Here is a 24,394-nt window from a genome sequence, read left to right as displayed (position 1 = left end):
CCACGGATTTATTGAAAGGAATACATAAAATGAATAAGCAAAAGAAAATTACAATTACATCAGTAAGTTATGTTCATGATCCAGAATCAGCTCAAAAATGGTTTGAAGCGTATATCAAGATTGTTGAAAAAGAATTAGTTAAAGCAATTAATAAGGACTAGCCACTAATTTTGATACATACAGTGTAAATAGAGCATCATGAGAGGAGGTCCTGAATTGAAGACCGTTGCATATTATAGAAGTTCAATTGATTCTCAGGAAAACTCAATCGAAATGCAACAAAATTCAGTTCTTACTCGCTCCATTGATATGGCATTGATTATCGATGAAGAATATATTGATGAAGCGGTATCAGCCCGAAAAGTTAGTTTGAAAAAGCGTCCAGCCCTACAAAAATTAATACAAGATATCAACAATAACGATGTTGGAACTTTATTCTTATTTAAGCGAGATCGACTAGCAAGAAATGTAATGGAGTATTATGAAATTTATCAAATACTAAGAAATAAGAAGATAAATGTTATTTTAACTGCACCAAATGAGCCACCAGTGTACTACACACCAATTGGTGAATATCTTGAATTAATTATGGCGGGTATGGCCCAACGTGAAGGCGAACAAATTATTGAACGTTTAAAGCAAACATTAAAGTCAAATTTCCAAAGTGGTAAAAATCCAGGACGTCTTCCGTATGGTTTCAAATGGAATAAAGAAACGAAAAAAATTGAATTGGTTGATGAACAAGTACAAGTTGTTAAAAGGATTTATCAAGAACTTGTATCGGGAAAATATGAATCCTTGAAAGAACTTTGTAGTGTATTAGGCTTTAAGGAAAACGGTAAGTCTTGGACTCCAACTGATATAAGAAAAATTGCATTAAATCCAACATATATTGGATTGCGTACTATGAATATTTTTGGTGAAGATGTTACTAGTAAATATGAAAGACTTTCCATTATTGATAAGAATACATGGGAAAAAGCATGTAGTATTGTCACCATTTTATCTCCCCAAAAGACTCATCAGGATTATGTATTTGAGCAAGTGTTATTTCCAATGCAAGGATTGTTAATTTGTTCGAAATGTAATGAATCATTACAAAAAGTAAAGGCTAGAAAAAAAGAAAATTTAAAGTATAAATGTTTAAATCATTCTTCGGTTTATGTTCTGAAGAGTACAATTGAACCATTAGTCTTCGAACGCTGCAAGGAATATTTTGATAGCTTAATTACTTCCCATTTTCATGAACTATTTGATCGATATGAACAAAATGCTAATAAGCAAGTAAAACAGAAAATACAAACCATTGAAGAGAAAATCCAGCTTATGAATGAAAAGTTAATTACAAAAGTAGATACATGGTATCACGAAACTGATGTACCTTATAAGGATCAGAAAGAAGTCGAAATTATGGCGCTGTATGATGAGCTGGCAAAATATAAAAAACAAAAAGAACAGGTGACACAGGAATTAAGTGATGTAAAGCAATTACGTGAAAAGATAAGTAATTATCAATCCTCTATGTCGTTGTCCTATGACGAGATAAAGGAGAATCGACAGTTAAGTTCCTTTTTTCAAGATTTAATACAACAAGTTAAAACTGACGGAAAGAACTGCGAAATTATTTTTAAACACCCATTCTTACGTACTCAAGAGGTGTTAACATCATGAAGCTTTCTCATATATTACAACTAAATATGAAGGCTGCTTTTTATGGCCGTCATTCTACGGATAAACAAGATATGGATATGCAATTGAATTCCGTTATGGAAGTGATTCGCAAATATGATTGCATTCATACTCATTCTTTTCTTGATAAGGCTGTTTCCGCTCGTAAAAATAAAATTACAAGTAGGAAAGAACTTGAAAATATGTTCGAAGCGGCAAAAAGAAAAGAATTTGATTTTGTCATTGTTTATAAAAGTGATCGTTTGGCCAGAGATCCTCTTGAGCATCAAACGATACGTATTGTCATGAAGACACTAGATATTCCCATCATTATTAGTTCAACCGAAAGTGTGTACAATACTGATACTGACTTGATTGTGCAACTTATGGAAGATGGTTTTACTAAATATGAAGTTGACACCATTATCGCCAGAACACGATCAGGTCTAGAAAACAAAGCAAAGCAAGGGAAATGGCTTGGTGGTAAGTCACCATTTGGTTACACATATGATAAGAATAGTGGGCAGTTTATAGAACATCCTGAAGAGCTTTGCTATGTAAAAGAAATTTTCAACTTATATTTTAATGGTCATGGATTTCAGCATATTGCTAATACATTTCCTAACGGTTCACGTCGCGGAAAAGATTGGGGGAAGGAGAATGTAAAGGCGATTGTGCTTAATCCTTTTTATTGTGGTTTATTATCATGGCGCCGACAAACAGATGGAAAGCAAAATGCAAGAGATATTTGGATTGAAGCACCAAACTACTATGTGAAGCCAATTATTTCACGAACGACATGGGAATCATGCTGGCGTATTTATTCAGAAAAACGTAATGGCAACATGGTTCCTAAACATTACAAAACAAGTTTTCTTTTGCAAGGATTGCTTTCTTGTGAAAAGTGCCAGGAACTAATGAAAACAAAGAATCAACAGACAGTAAGTTCTACAAATAAACAGTATGGAGGGAAAATTTATTTTTGTACTAACTGCAAATTAAGAATAGATGCAGATCTCCTTCATGATAAAGTAGTGAATCAAACACTTACTGATGTGAAAATAAGTGGATTTCAAAATGTATATCATGCGATAGAACAAAAAATTCAGTATGAGATACAAGAATTGAATAACAATATTCAAAAGCATCAACATTTTTTCGAAAGCTACACCATCAAACTTCACAATATTACAGAAGAGCTCAAACAGCGTATGAAAAATAACGATGATAAACGTTTTTTAAAGTCCTTAGCGATTTATCGCTCGGATGTACAGCGAAAACTAGATGGAATCATACAACAAATGAACGACTTTAAACAGCAAATCACCCTCAAAGAAAAAATTGAAAAAAGTAAAGAAACATGGTTACATACTTTGAATGAAGTATTTCAAGATGATGTCAAACTTCAAGAAATAAGCAATATGGATAAAAGACGATTTTTATTACCTCTCATTCAATCTGTATCCATTAAAGAAAATAAAAAGCATAACGAATATGATATTTCATTACAGTTACGAACCGACTTTTCAAAGCGTGATGTAAAAAATCAAATCAGCTTGATTTTGTAAAACAGCTATCACATTGGTGGCTGTTTTTTCGTTATTGATGTATCGGTATTTGGGTTGAACTGTAAATGAAGATTCTTTTGCTACTCGGTGATTAGGAGGGAGTGGTATACCACCCTACCCTAATCACCGAGTTTGATACTCTTGAGAAAGAGCTTGTATCTTAAGGATAAAGGGTTTGTCTTTATTTATTATTATGGACAGTGATTTAGAGAAATAAACATACTCGGTGATTAGGGGATAGGTAACTATTTAAAACATTTGAGAGCTCGGTAATTGGGTAAATAAAAAATGCCTTATCATTCTCCCTGTAAGGAGGCATGAGGGGGTCACCATACATACCCATCAACTTACGAAAAATGGTTCTGGTGCAAAAGCTCCAAGATCCTTGCAAGTAATCTCCTAATCTTGGACATACTGATAGTATGACTCTAAAAAAGGTGCGTTATCAGTATGGAAAAGGAAAATTCGTTTAAATGGAAGTATTATCAGCCTGATATTATTTTGTTAACGGTAAGATGGTACCTACGGTATAACCTCAGTTTTCGTGATTTGTTGGAAATGATGAAGGAACGGGGCTTATCTATTTCTCATACCACGATTATGCGTTGGGTTCATCATTATGGTCCTGAATTGGACAAACGAATTCGTCGTCACCTCAAGTAAACCAATGAATCTTGGAGAGTCGATGAAACATATATCAAAGTTAAAAGGAAATGGATGTACCTGTACCGTGCTGTTGATTCGAAAGAAAACACAATCGATTTTTATCTAAGCAAAACAAGAGACCGAAAGGCTGCAAAGCGCTTTTTCAAGAAAGCTTTGCGGTCTTTTCATGTTTCAAAGCCACGTGTTATAACAGTCGATAAGAATCCGGCTTATCCTATAGCAGTTGAAAAAAGAAAAAAAGCATACCTGATGGTATGCAACTTAGACAACAAAAGTACTTGAATAATATGGTAGAACAAGATCATCGCTTTATAAAGAATATGCTAGGGATCAAATCTTTTGACACAGCTATATCCATTCTTTCTGGAGTAGAAGCCATGCATATGATTAAAAAAGAACAGATTGATTTACGGAACCAGTCTGTCCAAAATCAGAAAGAATTCATCCATCAATTGTTTGGACTTGCAGCATAAGATACGATTCCGTTAGGAATATATGTGCTTTATTCTCTTTTACTTTATTTTTGCACCAGAATCAAATATCTGTTAATAGCTTTAATATTGTAAGGAACTGTGAGTATAGTTCTTTTTTTGTGACACATTATAATTCTAAGTAATTTAAAAGAATTACTTGATATTGTGTTATTTACATGATAATATCAAATTAACCATTAAGTAATTCTACTGAATTACACAAAGGAGGCGCTGTGAAAATACATGAGGTTGCAATAATCAAAGTGGGTCAAAATGTTTCAAGGATCTCTGATGATGGATTAAAGGAACATATTTTTTATACAAGTTGATAACTTGAACTTTGTCCTAACTCATATAGATGGTGAATATTTGAAATAGAATATGCTTTCATAGTATTTGTACTGCAAAAGGAAAATATATGAAAAACACACCATGTTCAAAATAGGAATTTATACATATATCGTTTGTCTTTTTTAACGTAATACAATCTCGGAAAGACATCCTAGAGTCTGCAACATAAAAGTCTCTATTACCGAATAAATACCATGAATGGCTACAATAGAGACATGAAAAAAAAGCTTATCTTATTGGCGTACGAAAAGCTTCATAGAAAGTGGGTGAATTTATGGACACAACTACAATCATTGCATTATGTGCAATTTTTAGTGTCGTACTAGGAATAGTAACGTTGGCGACGACTATTCTAGTAGCTTTCATTAACTCGAAAAATTGATAGTCTTATATCTTTATTTGAAGCGTCTCAGTGTTGGTAGCACATGAGATGCTTTTTTCTTTGTAAAATAATGTACATTCAATATACATTATCACATAAGCAATATCCGAAAACGGTAATAACTATGGTACTTATAAAAGAAACAATAGTAAACGTTTATAACGAAAATCCTTTACGTACTCTCATTATAACTTCTACATTTAGTGTTTATCAAGCCATAAACTCAAAATTTATACTTCGCTTCCTCCACATAGTGTAACCAAATCCCCTATATTATAAAATATCCTACCGCCCTTCGGTTGCTGTTTCCCTTCCCCACCAATCAATAAACGTTGTCTCGATCTGCATCGTTTTGTTTTGTTATGATTTTTTTACAGGTTGTGGGGGGGGGCTTCCCCCATTTTCCTCTATCGCGCGTTAGCGGTAGTATCTCCTTCATATTCAAAAGGAAGAGAATCTTTCTTTTGATATACATATTGAGCAATAAAGCGCCGAGCAGCAGTAATACCCGATAAATCATCTTTTAATAAGGGGTAATGGCAGGGTTCTTACTATGAACCGCAAAGTAAACTCTTTAAATCGGATAAAATAATAAGAGTCGTTACCAAAACACATAATTTTTGTAATTGATTTAATCTTGATTAAGGTACTTCGTATCACTGGCATACGATATTACCAAAAATAATTACCAAAAATAATTGCCAAAATGATTATCATAAACCCTTTCCCAAAGTGTACGATACACTTTTTATAACTTCATTAGATTTTACTTTGCGGTCTATGACAGCGCACCACTATAAACTGTTAAAAAATATCTAAAAAAACAGTAAATGTGACCTTTTCAGCTTATTTATTAACGGTTATAATGTCCGTTAATGCTTTAAACGCGTGATTTAGTTCCATTACTACACAGATCCCAAAAGAAGTTATAGTAGATAAATTGTTATGGATGATAGTGATAATTAGAAATAATGAAATATCTGTTAATAGCTTTAATATTGTAAGGAACTGTGAGTACAGTTCTTTTTTTGTGACATAACATCGAGTAATTCAAAAGAATTACTTGATATTATGTTGTTTCCATGATAATATCAAATATATCGTTAGGTAATTCTACCGAATTACATAAAGGAGGGCACCATGAAAATAAATGAGGTTGCAATAATCAAAGTAGGTCAAAATGTTTCAAGAATCTCTGATGATGGATTAAAGGAACATATTTTTTATACATTTGATGACTTGAATTTTGACCTAACTCATATAGATGGTGAATATTTGAAACAGAATAGAAATTTGCAAAGTAATCATCTCACTCATACGGGCGATATTGTGGTTAGCTTTGTTGGCACAAAGGCAACTGTAGTAACAGAAGATAATCAAGGGAAGTTGCTTAATCAAAATTTCGCCAAAGTAATTATTGATGAATCATTGATTGACCCGTATTATTTCTGCTATGTTTTAAATGAATCAAATCATATTCGTAAACAAAAAAATGTGCTCATGCAAGGTACTAATTTACCTAAAATGACACCAGCTATTTTAAAGGATTTAAATGTTAATTTACCTAATCTTCAACAGCAATCATTTATTGGTAGAGCTTATTTTAACTTATGTAAACGACAATATTTATTAAAACAACAATCTGAATTAGAAGAACAATTTTTTTTGAAATTGATTCAAAAATCAGATGTGGAAAATAACTAATTTATTAGGAGTGGAAGAAATGGAAGAAAAAAACTCGAAAACACTATACCAAGCATTATGGAATTCAGCTGATGTTTTACGCTCTAAAATGGACGCAAATGAATACAAAAGTTACCTATTAGGATTAGTTTTCTATAAATACTTATCAGATAAGATGCTTATTCATGCTGCATCATTACTCGAAGAACCAACAACCGACCTAGAAGTCGCACAAAAAGTCTACGCAGAAGCGTACCAAGATGAAGATGTGAAAGATGATCTATTTGGCGAATTACAATATGACTTTTCTTATACACTTGAACCGAACTTAACCTTCACAGCACTTGTTCAAGGTATCCATAAAGGGCTATTCCAATTAGAAGATTTGGCACAAGGTTTCCGCAATATTGAGCAATCAAGTGAAACATTTGAAAATTTATTTGAAGATGTCGATCTATACTCGAAAAAACTAGGTTCAACACCTCAAAAGCAAAATCAAACGATTGCGGAAGTGATGAAAGAATTATCGGTATTGAACGTTGCAGGACATGACGGTGACATGCTAGGTGATGCGTATGAATATTTAATCGGCCAATTTGCATCGGATTCAGGTAAGAAAGCGGGAGAATTCTACACGCCACAAGCCATTTCAACGCTTATGACAAGAATCGTCTTACATGACAAAGAAAATCAAAAAGGCTTCTCGGTGTATGATCCAACAATGGGATCAGGTTCACTTCTATTAAACGTGAAGAAATACTCGAATGAAGCCGGAACGATTTCATATTTCGGACAAGAGCTAAATACGTCTACCTATAACTTGGCTCGTATGAACATGATTTTGCACGGTGTAGACACTGCCAATCAACATTTGAACAATGCAGATACCTTAGATCAAGACTGGCCTACTGATGAACCAACGAATTTTGATGGAGTATTAATGAATCCTCCATATTCGGCTAAGTGGACCGCGGAAAAAGGCTTCTTAGATGACCCACGCTTCTCAATGTACGGAGTATTAGCTCCAAAATCAAAAGCAGACTTTGCTTTCTTACTACATGGCTTCTATCACTTGAAAGACAGCGGTGTTATGGCGATTGTATTGCCACATGGCGTTTTATTTAGAGGGAATACAGAAGGTAAGATTCGTAAAATTTTATTAGATAACGGAGCAATTGATACGGTGATCGGGCTACCACCGAACATTTTCTTTAATACATCTATACCTACAACGGTTATCATCTTAAAGAAAAATCGTTCAACAAAAGATGTGCTATTTATCGACGCATCAAACGAGTTTGAAAAAGGTAAAAATCAAAACGTCTTAACAGATGAACATATCGACAAAATGCTTGAAACCTATATTCAACGTAAAAATTTTGAAAAATACGCACATGTCGCTTCTTTCGAGGAAATCGTTGAAAATGATTACAACTTAAACATCCCTCGCTATGTGGACACATTTGAGGAAGAGGAAGAAATCTCACTTGTTGAGCTATCAGGTGCAATGCAACAAACACAGCAAGAACTCCAACAAGCTGAGCAAAATCTATTTGCGATGCTGAATGAATTGGAGGGTACGAACGAAGATGCTCAAAAAGAACTTCAACACTTTATTCAAGCGTTTGGATTAGGTGGTGAAAAGAATGAGTAAGGCTATGCCTGAGGTGAGATTTAAATCATTAGATAAAATATATAATACAGTTGCTTTAAGTGAGGTAGTAGATAAAGTAAAGTCTTATGCATTATCTCGTGATGTAGAGACTGTAGAATTTACAGGATATAAATATATACATTATGGTGATATCCATACTAAAAAAGCATCTTTAATAGATGATTCGAATATATTGCCGAATATTGTAGCGGGGGCTTATATCTCTTTACAAAAAGATGATTTAGTATTAGCTGATGCTTCGGAAGATTATCAAGGTATTGCGACACCTGCTTTAATACTAAATACACCAAAGCAAAAGTTAATAGCAGGTCTGCATACAATTGCTTTAAGACCGAAAAACAAATACAGTTCAATTTATATTTATTATCTATTATACTCTCAAAGCTTTAAGAAATTTGGATATAAAACAGGAACAGGGATGAAAGTATTTGGAATCAATTACCCTAATTTAACTAAGTTCGAAAATTTATATCCAACTTTCGAAGAACAACAAAAAATCGGCACATTCTTCAAACGATTGGACGATACAATCGCTTTGCAACAACAATTGGTCGAACAGCAGCATCAATACAAAAAAGCGATGCTGCAAAAAATGTTCCCACAAAAAGGCGAACGTGTGCCGAAAGTTCGCTTTGAGGGGTTTAGTGGGGATTGGGAAGAAACTTTATTTGGAGATTTATATAAGATATCTTCCGGTTTTGCTTTTAAAAGAGATGATTATGTAAAAGAGGGAGTTCATATTGTTAACGGTGAATCAATTCAACATGGTGAAGTCCTCTCTAATGATTGGAATTATCTTCCTAGCGATTTCCTGAATAAATATGAGGGTTTTATCCTGAAAACTGACGATATAGTTGTAGGATTAAATCGGCCAATAACTAATAATCTTTTAAAAATAGCTAAGGTTCCTGCAAATTTAAATAATTCTTTACTTTACCAAAGAGCGGGGAAAGTTAATTTTAAAACTGATAATATGAGCAAGGAGTTTTCTTATCAAATAATAGAAAACGAGATTTATAAATTTGTTAAAAAGGAAGCTGTAGGATCTGATCAACCTTTTATTTCAACCACTAAATTAGAAAAATGGAGTTTTTTGTATCCAGTTAATTTTAGTGAACAACAAAAAATCGGCACATTCTTTAAGCAACTGGACGATACGATCGCCCTTCATCAGAAAAAGCTGGAAGATTACCAACAACTGAAAAAAGCGTTATTACAGCGCATGTTCGTTTAATATTTTAAAAATCGAAATGAGGTGAGCGTATGGTTCATTCTTTTGTACCTGAATCAGAACTAGAAGATAACTTAATTCAACAATTAATACGTGGTGAATCTCAATGGACATATCGAGAGGATTTACATACGGAAGATGATTTGTGGGAAAACTTTAAAAATAAGCTCGAAAACAATAATAAAGATGTGCTGAACGAGATTCCTTTAACAGAACAAGAATTTCGTCAAATTAAAGAACAGCTTCATTTCGTGAATTTCTATGAAGCTGCGAAATGGTTAGCGGGTGAAAATGGCGTCGCTAAAGTCCAAGTACAGCGAGAAGATGCGGCACTTGGTACGATTCGTTTGAGAGTATTAAATCGTGCTGATGTAGCGGGAGGTATGTCCTCTTATGAAGTAATTAATCAATATCAGAGCAATAAACGAGCAAAAGCAGATCAAGAACGTCGTTTTGATGTGACACTACTCATTAACGGATTACCGATGATTCATATTGAGTTGAAAAATCGAAAGCACTCCTACATGGAAGGCTTTCGTCAAATTAAAAAGTATTTAAAAGAAGATAAATTTACAGGTATTTTCTCGACTGTACAGATGTTTGTCGTATCGAATGGTACAGATACACGTTATATTGCGACTGCTCGTGATGAAAAATTGAATGAACAATTTTTAAGTAAATGGGTAGATTGTGAAAATCAACCGGTCAATAATTACTTAGATTTTGCTGAAAATGTTCTCTCGATTCCGCAGGCACACAAAATGGTGACGCAATATACGGTCATTGATAGTGCGAAAAAGGCTTTGATTTTGCTTCGTCCGTATCAAATCCATGCGATTGAAGCGGTGAAAGAAGCTTCAAGACGCCAAGAATCGGGCTATGTATGGCATACAACCGGTTCAGGTAAAACATTAACATCGTACAAAGTAGCACGTAATTTACTTCAAATTCCGTCCTTACAAAAAACAATCTTTATTGTGGATCGTGTCGATTTAGACCAACAAACAACGGGTTCATTCGAATCGTATGCAGAACATGATGTGATTGAAATTGATGAAACGGACAATGTGAATGATTTAATTAAGAAGTTACTGTCCAAAGATCGAAATGTTGTCGTGACAACGATTCAGAAGTTAAATCATGTTATGAAACGTTTTGATGGAAAAGACGATACAAAGAAATCTGATACTTTGCGTCAGTTGAAAATAGCATTTGTCGTAGATGAATGTCACCGAGCAGTATCACCTCAAAAACAACAAGAAATTAAAGAATTCTTTGTTCGTTCATTATGGTACGGCTTTACAGGTACGCCTATTTTCGCTGAAAATGCGAAACAGGCTGTAGGTAATCTCCCTCGTACAACAGAGGGACAATATGGGCAAAGATTACATGAATATACGGTCAAAGAAGCTATTTACGATAAAGCGGTGTTAGGGTTCCAAATCGAATATAAGAGTACCTTTTCAGAAGAAGAACTCGATGAAGCATTGGTTCAATTAGATAGTGAAATTGAATTAGACGACCTTACACTTGCAGATAAAGAAGCACGTCTACCGAAGCGTGTGTATGAAGATGAACGTCATATGTTAGAAGTCATTCAATCAATCGTTAACAAATCCCGCAACAAACTCGGCTTCCAAAACGGTGCCGGTAAGACGTATAATGCGATTCTAACAACTTCTTCGATTACACAGGCACAACGTTATTACGACCTGTTTAAACGTGTAAAAGTAGGAAAAACAACCATTCAGATTAGTGAGAAAACAAAACGTACTTTACCAGACTTCCCGAAAGTAGCGATTACCTACTCGATTTCCGAAAATGAGGAATCTTCTATCGAAAATCAAGAGAAGATGAAAGAGGCCCTTCTTGATTACAATGAAGCCTTCGCTACAAGCTATACGTTGGAAACGATGCGTTCATACAATCGCAACGTCAATGACCGTTTAGCACGTAAAAAAGAGAAGTTCTTACCTAGATCGGAACAATTGGATATTATCATTGTTGTGGATCGTTTATTAACAGGTTTTGATGCGCCTTGTCTATCGACATTGTTCATTGACCGCCCTGCAATGAAGCCACATGATTTAATTCAAGCTTTTTCACGTACAAACCGTCTGTTCGATAAGTCGAAAAAATACGGTCAAATCGTAACATTCCAAACACCCATGATTTTTGAAGAAAAAGTGAAGCAAGCACTTGTCCTTTATTCAAATGGTGGCGAAAATGAAGTGGTTGCACCAACGTGGGAGGAAGCACACGAAGCGTTCTTAACAGCAATTGAGGAATTACGTGAGATAGCCCCAACACCTGAAGAAATAGATTTAGAGGGCTTAGAAACAGCGCAATTGAAGAAATTTGCGAAAGCCTATCAAGTTTTAGATAAAGCCTTTGCGAACATTCAAGTATATACCGAGTATAGTGATGTGCAGCTTGGTTCAGATTATCCAATCCAAATGGACGAAATTGAAGAGTACCATGGCAAATACGTCAATGCACTAGAGAAACTTCGTCGAGAAAAAGAAGATAAAGACGATGTGGACGTGAATATTGAGTATGAGTTGGAATCTGTGAAAACAGAAGAAATCAATTATGAATACATTTTGCTTCTCATCCAAGCCTTTTTACCGAATATGCACGATAAAAAAGAGAAACAACCACCGGCTGAAAAGACAGTAGAAGAAATCAATCAGTATTTAGCAAGGTTGAAAAAAGGGAATCCGACACTCGCCGGATTAATGGAAGAACTATGGACAAACATTCAAGCGAATCCAGAAGCCTATCGCGATCAACATGTATCGTCACTATTAGAACAAATGATACAGCAAACGATTAATACGTTAGTAGATGGGTTTGTGAGTACATGGAGAGTACAGAAATCTGAACTTGCATTTATGGTTGCAAACTATAATCAAAACCTTGAAAAACAAAATGGTGAAGCTGAATTGAAGCGTACAAGCGATTATGAAGCATACAAAGAACATGCTGAAAATCCAGTAACAAAATTAAAGTATTGGAAATCAGTCAAAAATGCTTTCGAAGAAATGATGATTCATGATGTTCTTCCATTGCAAAACAAATAGGGTTTAAAATAATGCCTTTAAAAGAGAGTGAAATTGGTATTTTACAAGACAAGAAAACCATCGTTTTTGTTAAAATGTCGAATTTTACTACTCTAAGCGAATTAATTTGCGTGCTACCTCCAATATAAATTTTATAGTAATTAGGCTACATAATATGAATTTATAGATTTAGATATATATATACTATTTTCTCGATATTAAATTATAACCATATAAGATACAATTATAAGTAATTCTCTTATTACTATATATTTGTAATTTCCTGTTCAAGAATCCTTGCTGTAAAAGGATTCTTTTTTTGTTTCAAAAGGTACACCACAGCTTCCAAATCACCGAGTTTGATGCTCCTGAGAAAGAGCTTGTATCTTAGGGATAAAGGGTTTGTCTTTATTTATTATTATGGACAGCGATTTAGAGAAATAAACATACTAGGTGATTAGGGGATAAGTAACTATTTAAAACATTTGAGAGCTCGGTAATTAAGTAAATAAAAAATGCCTTATTATTCTTGCTGTAAGGAGGCCTGAGGAATTATTGAGTATAAGGTACAACACATTTTTAAAGAGGAATGTATTTCTTGAGGCGAAAATAATAAAGTTATCAGCGAGTTTTGGGAACTGAATATATTTAAATTTGGTTACACCCCTGCTAATTGAACCAGTATAATCGCCACAGTACACTTATGTCAGCCTATAAAAATATTAAAGATGAGAATTTCAGATATTATATTTTAAAGCAAAAAGCAGATGTATTCCACGCGATGAAGAGCTTCTTTAGAGAAGAATCAGGAGAGAAAATGGCATAACCCCTTAAAGAAGGGGTTATTTTTTTGTAAACTTTTTATTTTTCTAGTTGACAATGAAAATGAAAATCATTATCATTTATTCGAGATATGATTACATTGAGATTTATATATTTTGGAGGAGATGTAAGGTTGAAGAAAAATAAAAGAAAACATATAAATGCGATGATTATCGCTGCGGCGTTATCACTTCCATTTGCTGCGTATTCAACACCTGCTTTAGCAGTCGTAGCAATTGAGGCTAATAAAAAGGAATATGCTTTAGAAGATGGTACATATGATGCTGTTATGAAAGCATATAAAGATAAAACGAATGAAGAGTCTATGGCAGCTGTTTATATAAAGAATCCTAAGTTAACAATTGAGAATGGAAAGAAAATCGTAACGGCAACGTTAAGTGATAGTGATTTCTTCAAATACTTGAAAACAGAGGATATTCATACTCCAGGTGTGTTCCATGATGTAAAAGTAATATCAGAAGATAAAAAGAAAAATGGAACGAAAGTGATTCAGTTTGAAGTAGGGGAATTAGGGAAAAGGTATAATATGCAAATGCATATTTATATTCCGACAATGGCCTATGATAATAAGTACCAAGTACAATTTGAAGTAAATACATTGAATTTAGATAAAGATGTTCCAGAAGAACAAAAGGAAAATAAGGAGGATAAAGTAGATCAACAAGATGCGAATGTAATAGTAGATAAGCAACTACAAAGGCATATTAATAAATATAACTTGAATAGAGAGAATCTAAATACGCCAATAACTAAGGAAGATTTATTAAAAGTTAAATCTTTAATAGTCGTTGAAGCCAAAAGTAAAGGAATAAAAGATGTAAGCGGTCTAGAATATATGAAGAACTTAGAAAGCTTAACGTTGGAAGAAGTTAAGTTAGAAAATATACAATTTATCTCGAACTTGAGGAAATTGAAATCAGTAAGTATAACTTATGGTGAACTTAAAGATATTGGACCTTTGGCTGAGTTAGAGCACCTGGAGTTTTTAACTTTGAGAAACAATAAAATCTCAGATTTAAGCCCATTAAGCCAAATGAAGAAGATTAAAATGCTAGATTTAAATAGTAATGATATAAAAGATATTAAACCATTATTTACAGTGAAATCTTTAAGGACTTTAACTGTAGCAAATAATCAAATTAGTAATGCAGGTCTTGAAGGAGTTCACCAATTAAAGAATTTAAAGACATTTGAAATAACCAATAATGGATTGAGTAATGTCGAACATATTAATGGAATGAATAAATTAATTGAATTAGGGCTTTCCAAAAATGAATTAGTAGATCTTACACCATTATCAAAATTATCAGGGTTACAGAAACTAAATCTAGAAGAAAACTTTATTTCAGATATAACTCCACTTAGTCAATTAACAGGTTTATATGATTTAAAGCTAGGGTCAAACGAAATTCGTGATGTTAGACCGGTTCAAGAGTTAGGAAAAAGAATGTACATTGACGTTCAAAGACAAAAAATCTTTTTAGATGATGTGGAAAAAGATAAGGAAGTTAAAATACCTATCTATAATTTACAAGGAGAGCCATTCAATACTATTCAATTAAAGAATGGAGATGGAATAGTTAATAATGGTTCTGTTAAATGGAGTACTACCGGTGAAAAAACATACGAATTTATGTTGGATATAAAGCCAGAAGAGAATCGTATTAAGTTTAATGGAACAGTAATTCAAAATGTTGTTGAAAGGTTAGATGAAAGAAAGGAAACAATCAAAGAGGATAATGAACAAAAGGAAAATGTAATTCTCGATAAAACTTTACAACAACATATTAATAAAGAGAATTTAGGTAGAGAGAATTTAAACGCTCCTATCACAAAAGAAGATTTATTACAGATTAAAAAATTAGAGGTACTTAAAGAAAAAGGAAAAGAGATAAAGGATATAACAGGGTTAGAGTACATGACGAACTTAGAAAAACTCACTTTAGAAGGAGTAAGTTTGAAGAATATCGAATTTATCTCGAACTTAGAAAGGCTGAACGATGTGAATGTATCTCATAATCAAATTGAAGATATAACACCACTATCTTCATTAAAAAATCTACAATGGTTAAATCTTACGGACAATCATATTAAAGATGTATCGATTCTTGGTTCCATGCTAGATTTAATTAGCTTAAAATTATCTGGAAATGAGATTCGTGATGTAAGGCCGTTAATACAATTAGGTCAGTGGTTTTCAATTGATGTTGGAAGACAAAAAATCTTTTTAGATGAAGCGAAAGTAAATGAAGAAATTCAAGTTCCTGTATATGATTTAGAAGGGGAACGCATTGAGAATATTGAACTAACAAGTGAGAGTGGAACGTTTAACAATGGAGTAATAAAATGGAGTACTCCAGGTGAAAAGGTATATAAATTTGATTTAGATTCGGATGAAATTAGTATAAGTTTTAACGGAACAGTAATCCAGAATATAATTGGAAAAGAAGAAGTAAAAGAACCAGCACAAGAAGTGGAAGAATCGAAAGAGGAAGTAAAAGAACCAACAAAAGAAGTGGAAGAATCGAAAGAAGAAGTAAAAGAACCGTCAAAAGAAGTGGAAGAATCAAAAGAAGAAGTAAAAGAATCAACAAAAGAAGTTGAAGGCTCGAAAGAAGAGCCAAAAGAACCGTCAAAAGAAGTGGAAGAATCAAAAGAAGAAGTAAAAGAATCAACAAAAGAAGTTGAAGGCCCGAAAGAAGAGGCAAAAGAACCAGCAAAAGAAGTGGAAGAATCGAAAGAAGAAGTGGAAGAGCCAACAACAGGAGCTGAAGGATCAAAAGAAGTAAAAGAACCAACAAAAGAAATTGAAGGTTCAAAAAACGCATTAAATCAGTCAGTAGCAGTTCAAGACCAAAGCGTGAACAATCAGGTTGTGAAAGAAAAAGTAGTAGAGAATCAAAACGTGAAAGAAAATAAACAAGCTGTTAATAAGCAAGAAGAAAGTAAGAAATCATTAGGAGCAACAGGTGGACAAGCGAATACATCAACGTTACTTTCAGGCATAGCATTAGTTCTTTCAGCACTGAATATGTTTTTTTTTAGAAAGAGATTATTTAAGAAATAAAAACGTATTATCTCATTATAATGTAAAATGATTATATGTTTTTTTGAGAAGACATTATCATGGCGATTTCATTTTGAAATATGCTTATGATGATGTCTTTTTAGAAGGATATAAATGGGAAAGGTGTCGGAGAGCGGTTATTACAAGCTGCTGTTCAGTATATTTTCTCGTTCCAAGGGATGAAAGATAGAACTATGCTTGAATACGAATAATGATCGTGCGATGGAGTTGTACAAGAAAGTAGGTTTTGAGGAAAAAGCATGTTTACAACACTATATAATAGAGTAAAAACCCATTCGTATGAAGATTATATTTCATACGAATGGGTTTTATTTCATTTATTTTGCCGCCCTCAGTAATAACAGATTCAGGATTAATTTGAGGGCCGAATTCTTCTTGTATAAGAGGTGCTAATCGTTACATAACCTTTTTTATTTTTTTCGGAATTTCTTTCGTTTGCAAATTAACATCTTCTTTTCGTAGCTCTTTAAAGAGTGAGGTAACCATAAGAACGACTACGATAGAAAATGGTAGTGCTGCGATTATAGCCGCAATTTGCAGTGCATTTAATCCTCCAGCTTGTAATAAAATAGCTGCAATGATCGCGATTGTTAATCCCCATATAAGTTTTAAACTATTTTTCGGTGATAAGCTTCCGTTACTCGTTTGCATGGAAACAACAAATGTTGCCGAGTCAGCAGAAGTAACGAAAAATGTGGCTACTAAAATTAACCCGATAATTGTTAAAAATGTAGAGAACGGTAGGTGTGAAATAACAGCAAATAATCCAATCTCTGTACCATTTTTCGCGATTTCATCAGCTATACCAAGCGATTGGAACATTTCCATATGGATAGCGGTACCGCCAAATACTGCAAACCAAAATGTGCAGATAAGAGTTGGGACTAATACAACTCCAAAAATAAATTCTTTTATTGTGCGTCCTTTAGAAATACGGGCGATGAATGTACCGACGAATGGGGACCAAGAGATCCACCATCCCCAATAGAAAATAGTCCAGTTTTCTATCCAAGAAGAAGATTTTTCATTAAATGCTCCTAAATTTAATCCCATACTAGGCAAAGCTCCGATATAAGAACCGAGTGTAGATGTGAAATATTTCATAATGAATACAGTTGGTCCTAAAAGTAAAAAGGAGACGAGTAAAATACCTGCAAGAGAGAAATTTAAGTTACTCAAATATTTAATCCCACGATCTAAGCCAGTTTGTGCGCTTGTTAAATATAAAACAGCGAAGATGGCGATAAGTATGAGCTGTGTAAGTAAAGTGTTATGAATAGAAGGGAATAAATAGCTTAATCCTCCGGCGATTTGTTGAGCACCAATCCCAACAGATGGCACAATACCGAATACAGTGGCTAAAACAGCTAAAATATCAACTGTTTTTCCGATAGGAGAATTTTTCGATCGATTAAATAATGGAGTAACTGTAGCCCCAATTGTGCTACCTTTTTGTTTGCGAAATGTGAAATATGCAATTGTTAAAGCAACCATTGCGTATAGTGACCATGGAAAGAGACCCCAGTGGAAAAATGAATATTGCATAGCGAGCTTGGCGCTTTCCTCTGTACCTCCTTTTCCTGTTAGTGGATCTGTAAAGTGTGAAATCGGTTCAGCGATTCCATAAAAGAGGAGTCCAATTCCCATTCCTGCCCCAAATAACATGGATAGCCAAGATGGATAACTATACTTTGGTTTTTCTCCATCCTTACCAAGACGAATAGAACCGTACTTAGAAAATGCTAAATAAGCGGCTAAAATAATCATTGCGGTCATAAGTAGAGAGTAAAACCATCCAAATTTATTGAGGATAAATGAATTTAAGGAAGATGTAACGCTTTGTAAATCATAGCCTTGTATCCAACTTGCCGGGGTAATTCCCCATATGATGAATAATGTTGTTAGCAAGATGGAGATATAAAATACACTGTTCTCTTTTTTTATCATAGAATCCCACCCTTGTTTAATAAAGTTAACAATTATATTAATCATAACAATTAAAGGTTTAATTGTCAAAAAATTCGATTTTTAGAACGTGTAAAGGGACTGTTTAATCGCTATAGATTCATACCTATTGGAGGTTAGATAAAGGAGAGATTGTTCACGATATATACAAAATGTAAGAAGAAATAATATGAAATATTGCATTTTATATTTTTATATCTAGATTTTATGTTAAATTCTTGGATGGAATATTTAAATAGGGGGCAAGGATATGAACAAGAAATCAAAAATTAATAAAGTAATGCTTAGCATTAGTACAATGGCTCTATCGCTGGGGGCAATTCAAACTCATGCATCAGCAGAAGAAACGGTGCCATATAATGTATTGCATTCGAAACCAGTTGGAATTGAAAAGCCAGTAGATGAGATTGGACACGTTTCTAAAGCAGAGGAAACATTATCGTTTCAAGAACGGTTAAAAGTAGGAGACTTTTCGCAGCGACCAGCATCTATTATGAAGAGCTCAGAAGTAAAGCAAATGAAAGAAAGCTATTCAATGGCTGATTTAAATAAAATGAATGATCAAGAATTAGTCGAAACACTAGGAAGTATTAAGTGGAATCAAATTACAGACTTATTCCAGTTCAATGAAGATGCAAAGGCTTTTTATAAAGACAAGGAAAAAATGCAAGTAGTTATAGATGAATTAGCTCATAGAGGTAGTACATTTACGAAAGATGATTCAAAAGGAATTCAAACGTTTACGGAAGTGTTACGCTCAGCTTTTTATCTTGCATTTTACAATAATGAATTAAGCAATTTGAATGAGAGAAGCTTCCAGGATAAATGTTTACCTGCTTTAAAAGCAATTGCGAATAACCCAAACTTTAAGCTAGGTACATATGAGCAAGATTCAGTCGTATCGGCATACGGTAAATTAATCAGTAATGCTTCAAGTGATGTAGAAACGGTTCAATATGCAGCTAATATTTTAAAACAATATAATGATAATCTTCGTACGTATGTAGACGATCGTATGAAAGGACAAGCTGTATACGATATGATGCAAGGGATTGACTATGATATGCAGTCTTACTTAATTGAGGCTCGTAAAGAAGCGAATGAAACGATGTGGTATGGGAAAATAGATGGGTTTATTAATGAAATAAATCGTATCGCTCTTCTAAATGAAGTAACACCAGAAAATAAGTGGCTCGTTAATAATGGAATTTATTTCGCTAGTCGTTTAGGGAAGTTTCATAGTAATCCAAGTAAAGGATTAGAAGTTGTTACACAAGCAATGCATATGTACCCGCGTTTAAGTGAGCCGTATTTTGTTGCAGTAGAACAAATTACAACAAATTATAATGGGAAAGATTATAGCGGCAATGCAGTAGATTTAGAGAAAATACGTAAAGAAGGAAAAGAACAGTACTTACCAAAAACATACACATTCGATGATGGATCTATCGTGTTTAAAACAGGGGATAAAGTATCAGAAGAAAAAATTAAGAGATTATACTGGGCTGCGAAGGAAGTAAAAGCGCAGTATCATCGTGTAATTGGAAATGACAAAGCGCTAGAGCCAGGCAATGCAGATGATGTATTAACGATAGTGATTTATAACAGTCCAGAGGAGTATCAGTTAAATAGACAACTGTATGGATATGAAACAAACAACGGTGGAATTTATATTGAAGAAACAGGAACATTCTTTACATATGAGCGTACGCCAGAACAAAGTATTTATAGTTTAGAAGAATTATTCCGCCATGAGTTTACTCATTATCTGCAAGGGAGATTTGAAGTGCCAGGTTTATTTGGAAGAGGAGATATGTATCAAAATGAAAGATTAACTTGGTTCCAAGAAGGGAATGCTGAATTTTTCGCAGGGTCTACTCGTACAAATGATGTAGTACCGAGAAAGAGCATCATTAGTGGATTATCATCTGATCCTGCAAGCCGTTATACCGCAGAGCGCACACTATTTGCTAAATATGGTTCTTGGGATTTCTATAATTACTCGTTCGCATTGCAATCTTATTTATATACACATCAATTTGAAACGTTTGATAAAATTCAAGATTTAATTCGAGCGAATGACGTGAAAAATTATGATGTATATCGTGAAAAACTAAGTAAAGATTCTAAACTAAATAAAGAGTACCAAGAGTATATGCAGCAGTTAATCGATAATCAAGATAAATATAATGTACCGGAAGTAGCAGATGATTATTTAGCTGAACATGCACCGAAATCGTTAACAGCAGTAGAGAAAGAAATTAGTGATACATTACCGATGAAAAATGCAAAAATGACAAAACATAGCTCTCAATTCTTTAATACATTTACACTAGAAGGCACATTTACAGGTAATGTAACAAAAGGTGAGTCAGAAGATTGGAAAGCAATGAGCAAAAGAGTAAATGAAGCTCTAGAACAACTGGCACAAAAAGAATGGAGTGGCTACAAAACTGTTACAGCATACTTCGTCAATTACCGTGTAAATAGCTCAAATCAATTTGAATATGATGTAGTTTTCCATGGTATCGCAAAAGATGATGGAGAAAATAAAGCTCCAACGGTTCATATAAATGGTCCTTATAATGGCCTTATAAAAGAAGGTATTCAATTTAAAAGTGATGGCTCAAAAGATGAAGATGGAAAAATCGTTTCTTATTTATGGGACTTTGGAGATGGAAGCACAAGTGCAGAGGCTAATCCAGTACATGCATATGAAAGAGAAGGAACTTACAAAGTTGCGTTGCTAGTAAAAGATGATAAAGGGGAAGAGAGTAGAAGCGAAACAACTGTTACGATTAAAGATGGAAGTTTAACAGAATCAGAACCAAATAATCGTCCAGAAGAAGCGAATCGTATTGGGCTAAACACGACTATAAAAGGTAGCCTTATCGGTGGAGATCACACTGATGTTTATACATTTAATGTAGCATCAGCGAAAGATATCGATATTTCCGTTTTAAATGAGTATGGAATCGGGATGACATGGGTGCTTCACCATGAATCAGATATGCAAAATTATGCTGCATACGGCCAAGCTCATGGAAATCATATAGAGGCAAAAATGAATGCAAAACCAGGTAAATATTATTTGTATGTATATAAATATGATAATGGCGAGGGAACTTACGAATTATCAGTAAAATAAATGCTTTTCCAATGTATGTTTAACTTTACTTTTTGTGGAAAATAGTATATTATATAGATATATAATATATCGGTTATTTACTAGGAGGAGCCTGTCACAATAGGCTTCTCCTGTTCTTTTTTAGGGGGCCTGTCTTACAGGCTTTTCTTTAAAAAGTAAATAACTGAAAATTAAGAACAATAATCTTTGAAAGAGGTGGGGCATACACATAACAAAAAAGGGATTGTTTAAGAGAGGAGGATAAGAAATGGTTTTGTTTGGTTATCCACTTGAAACAATTTATTTATACGGATTTATTGTTGCTACTATACTCACTGTGATTTATATCTTTTTTGGAGATATATTTGAATCCATATTTAGTTTTGGAGGCGGATCGGTATCCGTTGTTACTTTATTACTTAGTTTTTTCGCCATGTTATGTGGACTTAGTTATATAGGAGAATATTTATTTTCCTTTAATAGCATTCTTATTTTTGGGGCTGCATGTGCTATATCCTTTATTGGTGTATTCATAATGAAAATACTAATTTTAAAGCCAATTGCAGAAGCAGAACAAAATACTGTGCAACGTATGGATGAATTCATTGGTTGCAAGGGAGAAGTCATTACGACAATTCCTACAGAAGGATTTGGTGAAGTATTAATTTCCTCCCAATTTGGAAGTAATGCAATTCCAGCTAAAACAATTGGGAAAAAAGATATTTCACAAGGAACTGAAGTTATTATCGAGGGAGTCCAAGATGGTGTTTTGCTTGTACAAAACATCGCTTATTCTTTAAAAAAACCAAAATTATAAGGGGGAATTCACATGACGATTCCATTAATTATTGGCGGAGTGTTACTCGCAATTTTAATTCTACTCATTTTAGTATTCATTACGAAGTATCGAACAGTTGGACCAGATGAAGCGTTAATTGTTACAGGGAACTGGCTTGGTGGCGGAAAAAATGTAGTTACCACTGATGATGGAAAGAAGATTAAGATTATTCGCGGTGGCGGTACATTCGTAGTTCCAATTATGCAACGAGCAGAGCCTTTAAGCCTATTAAACTACAAGTTAGAAGTGGGTACACGTGATACGTATACGAAGCAAGGTGTTCCAGTTACAGTAAATGGTGTTTCTATTATTAAAGTAGGTTCTACAATTGAAGAAGTATCTACAGCAGCTGAGCAATATTTAGGAAAAGAAACAGAAGAGTTAAAAGTAGAAGCAAAAGAAGTTTTAGAAGGTCATTTACGTGCGATTTTATCTTCTATGACAGTAGAAGATGCGTATAGTAATAGAGAGCAATTTGCTCAAAAAGTACATGAAGTAGCTTCTACTGATTTAAAGAAAATGGGTCTTCGTATCGTTTCCTTTACAATTAAAGAAATTATGGATAAGAATGGTTACTTAGATGCACTTGGTCAGCCGCAAATTGCGACAGTGAAGCGTGATGCAACAATTGCGAATGCAGAGCGTGAAAAAGAAGCTCGTATTGAAAAAGCTCGTGCTGAGAAAGAAGCAAAAGAAGCTGAATATCAACGTGATGCTCAAATCGCTGAAGCTGAAAAACATAAAGAATTAAAAGTACAATCTTATAAGAGAGAGCAAGAACAAGCTCGAGCAGACGCGGATCTTTCTTACGAATTACAACAAGCGAAAGCACAACAAGGTGTTACAGAAGAACAAATGCGCGTTAAAATCATTGAGCGTGAGAAACAAATTGAATTAGAAGAAAAAGAGATTGCGCGTCGTGAAAAGCAATACGATGCAGAAGTAAAGAAAAAAGCAGATGCAGATCGCTATGCTGTTGAGCAATCAGCAGAAGCAGAAAAAGTAAAACAAATTAAAAAGGCAGATGCGGATCAATATAAGATTGAAGCGGAAGCGAGAGCTCGTGCAGAAGAAGTACGTGTAGAAGGTTTAGCGAAGGCAGAAATCGAAAAAGCGCAAGGTCAAGCAAAAGCAGAAGTACAAAAAGCGCAAGGTACAGCAGAAGCAGATGTTATTAGGTTAAAAGGTTTAGCAGAAGCAGAAGCGAAGCAAAAAATTGCAGAGGCATTTGAGTTATATGGCCAAGCGGCAATTATGGATATGGTTCTTAAGATGCTTCCAAGTTATGCGAAGGAAGTTGCAAGCCCACTTAGCAACATTGATAAAATTACAGTTGTTGATACAGGTGGCGGTGGTAAAAATAGCGGCGCCGGAAAAGTTGCAGGTTATGCGACTGATTTAATGGCAACGATGCAAGAAACGTTAAAAGCATCTTCTGGCATTGATTTAAAAGAGTTATTAGAAGGATTTGCTGGAAAAGGAGCAGTACAGCAATTATCAAGCGATAAACCTGTTGTATCTGTAGTAGAAGATGAGAAAAAGGAAGTAGAAAAAGAGAAAGAATAGTAAAGCGGGAGGGACCTCTAGTAAGTGCGATGCTAGAGGTTCTTCTGTGGATTATAATATTTCGAATAATATACATTTTTATATATTGTTTTAATTATTTAATTTATATAGAATGAAAAAGGTATGTATTAACTCTTTAATAGAAAAAGAGTTAATACAATTAATCGTGTAATTTATATAAATAAATTAAATGTGAGATAATTACATT

The 24,394-nt window shown here is 34.0% G+C and carries 12 protein-coding genes and 3 pseudogenes; 14 read left to right on the top strand and 1 reads right to left on the bottom strand.

Annotated elements, in window-relative coordinates; all coding sequences use genetic code 11:
• Positions 1-29: 29 nt before the first annotated feature.
• The 11 genes and pseudogenes from ACZ76X_RS21215 to ACZ76X_RS21165 all read left to right on the top strand — a co-directional run.
• Positions 30-161, top strand: coding sequence for a hypothetical protein (locus tag ACZ76X_RS21215; RefSeq protein ID WP_255255930.1), 132 nt, complete (start codon positions 30-32; stop codon positions 159-161).
• A gap of 55 nt (positions 162-216) precedes the next feature.
• On the top strand, positions 217-1,671 hold the full coding sequence (locus ACZ76X_RS21210) for a recombinase family protein (protein WP_479851618.1): 1,455 nt from the start codon (positions 217-219) through the stop codon (positions 1,669-1,671).
• Positions 1,668-3,236 (top strand): recombinase family protein, encoded by a 1,569-nt coding sequence (locus ACZ76X_RS21205; protein ID WP_479851617.1) that lies wholly within the window; start codon positions 1,668-1,670, stop codon positions 3,234-3,236. Before ACZ76X_RS21210 ends, ACZ76X_RS21205 begins: the two co-directional genes overlap by 4 nt.
• Positions 3,237-3,686: 450 nt before the next feature.
• A pseudogene (locus ACZ76X_RS21200) lies at positions 3,687-4,375 on the top strand (IS6 family transposase).
• A gap of 1,873 nt (positions 4,376-6,248) precedes the next feature.
• Positions 6,249-6,812: a restriction endonuclease subunit S gene (locus tag ACZ76X_RS21195; protein WP_479851616.1), complete on the top strand. Its 564-nt coding sequence runs from the start codon at positions 6,249-6,251 to the stop codon at positions 6,810-6,812.
• A gap of 19 nt (positions 6,813-6,831) precedes the next feature.
• Positions 6,832-8,445 carry a type I restriction-modification system subunit M gene (locus ACZ76X_RS21190; RefSeq protein ID WP_479851615.1) on the top strand — a complete coding sequence of 538 codons (1,614 nt, stop codon included), beginning with the start codon at positions 6,832-6,834 and terminating at the stop codon, positions 8,443-8,445.
• A complete protein-coding gene (locus ACZ76X_RS21185; RefSeq protein WP_479851614.1) occupies positions 8,438-9,700 on the top strand; it encodes a restriction endonuclease subunit S in 1,263 nt (420 codons plus the stop codon). Before ACZ76X_RS21190 ends, ACZ76X_RS21185 begins: the two co-directional genes overlap by 8 nt.
• A 29-nt stretch (positions 9,701-9,729) precedes the next feature.
• Complete coding sequence (locus ACZ76X_RS21180; RefSeq protein WP_479851613.1) at positions 9,730-12,780, top strand: type I restriction endonuclease subunit R; 3,051 nt, start codon at positions 9,730-9,732, stop codon at positions 12,778-12,780.
• A gap of 652 nt (positions 12,781-13,432) precedes the next feature.
• Positions 13,433-13,585 (top strand): annotated as a pseudogene (locus ACZ76X_RS21175) (sporulation protein YhbH); the annotation flags it as partial.
• A 129-nt stretch (positions 13,586-13,714) separates the two neighbouring features.
• Positions 13,715-16,669, top strand: coding sequence for an NEAT domain-containing protein (locus tag ACZ76X_RS21170; protein ID WP_479851612.1), 2,955 nt, complete (start codon positions 13,715-13,717; stop codon positions 16,667-16,669).
• Between the two features lie 119 nt (positions 16,670-16,788).
• Positions 16,789-16,957, top strand: a pseudogene (locus tag ACZ76X_RS21165) (GNAT family N-acetyltransferase); the annotation flags it as partial.
• Between the two features lie 129 nt (positions 16,958-17,086).
• On the opposite strand, the gene opuD reads toward ACZ76X_RS21165, so the two are convergent.
• Positions 17,087-18,637 (bottom strand): glycine betaine transporter OpuD, encoded by a 1,551-nt coding sequence (gene opuD, locus ACZ76X_RS21160; protein ID WP_479851611.1) that lies wholly within the window; start codon positions 18,635-18,637, stop codon positions 17,087-17,089.
• Between the two features lie 268 nt (positions 18,638-18,905).
• Here opuD and colA point away from each other — a divergent pair, with 268 nt between their 5' ends.
• The 3 genes from colA to ACZ76X_RS21145 all read left to right on the top strand — a co-directional run bounded on the left by colA (position 18,906) and on the right by ACZ76X_RS21145 (position 24,186).
• Positions 18,906-21,803 carry a collagenase ColA gene (gene colA, locus ACZ76X_RS21155; RefSeq protein ID WP_479851610.1) on the top strand — a complete coding sequence of 966 codons (2,898 nt, stop codon included), beginning with the start codon at positions 18,906-18,908 and terminating at the stop codon, positions 21,801-21,803.
• A 247-nt stretch (positions 21,804-22,050) separates the two neighbouring features.
• Positions 22,051-22,599 (top strand): NfeD family protein, encoded by a 549-nt coding sequence (locus tag ACZ76X_RS21150; RefSeq protein WP_000242454.1) that lies wholly within the window; start codon positions 22,051-22,053, stop codon positions 22,597-22,599.
• A 12-nt stretch (positions 22,600-22,611) separates the two neighbouring features.
• Positions 22,612-24,186: a flotillin family protein gene (locus ACZ76X_RS21145; RefSeq protein ID WP_002194340.1), complete on the top strand. Its 1,575-nt coding sequence runs from the start codon at positions 22,612-22,614 to the stop codon at positions 24,184-24,186.
• The last annotated feature ends 208 nt before the right edge of the window (positions 24,187-24,394 follow it).

This window comes from Bacillus sp. BC05(2025) (assembly GCF_056725905.1).
The sequence above is the reverse complement of the archived record's forward strand: the minus strand, read 5'-3'. Positions and strand labels throughout refer to the sequence as shown.

What these genes read in the sequence shown, in the direction of transcription:
- ACZ76X_RS21215 (WP_255255930.1), top strand. Translation starts at nt 30, where the DNA reads ATGAATAAGCAAAAGAAAATTACAATTACATCAGTAAGTTATGTTCAT.
- ACZ76X_RS21205 (WP_479851617.1), top strand. Translation starts at nt 1,668, where the DNA reads ATGAAGCTTTCTCATATATTACAACTAAATATGAAGGCTGCTTTTTAT.
- ACZ76X_RS21195 (WP_479851616.1), top strand. Translation starts at nt 6,249, where the DNA reads ATGAAAATAAATGAGGTTGCAATAATCAAAGTAGGTCAAAATGTTTCA.
- ACZ76X_RS21190 (WP_479851615.1), top strand. Translation starts at nt 6,832, where the DNA reads ATGGAAGAAAAAAACTCGAAAACACTATACCAAGCATTATGGAATTCA.
- ACZ76X_RS21185 (WP_479851614.1), top strand. Translation starts at nt 8,438, where the DNA reads ATGAGTAAGGCTATGCCTGAGGTGAGATTTAAATCATTAGATAAAATA.
- ACZ76X_RS21180 (WP_479851613.1), top strand. Translation starts at nt 9,730, where the DNA reads ATGGTTCATTCTTTTGTACCTGAATCAGAACTAGAAGATAACTTAATT.
- opuD (WP_479851611.1), bottom strand. Translation starts at nt 18,637, where the DNA reads ATGATAAAAAAAGAGAACAGTGTATTTTATATCTCCATCTTGCTAACA.
- colA (WP_479851610.1), top strand. Translation starts at nt 18,906, where the DNA reads ATGAACAAGAAATCAAAAATTAATAAAGTAATGCTTAGCATTAGTACA.
- ACZ76X_RS21150 (WP_000242454.1), top strand. Translation starts at nt 22,051, where the DNA reads ATGGTTTTGTTTGGTTATCCACTTGAAACAATTTATTTATACGGATTT.
- ACZ76X_RS21145 (WP_002194340.1), top strand. Translation starts at nt 22,612, where the DNA reads ATGACGATTCCATTAATTATTGGCGGAGTGTTACTCGCAATTTTAATT.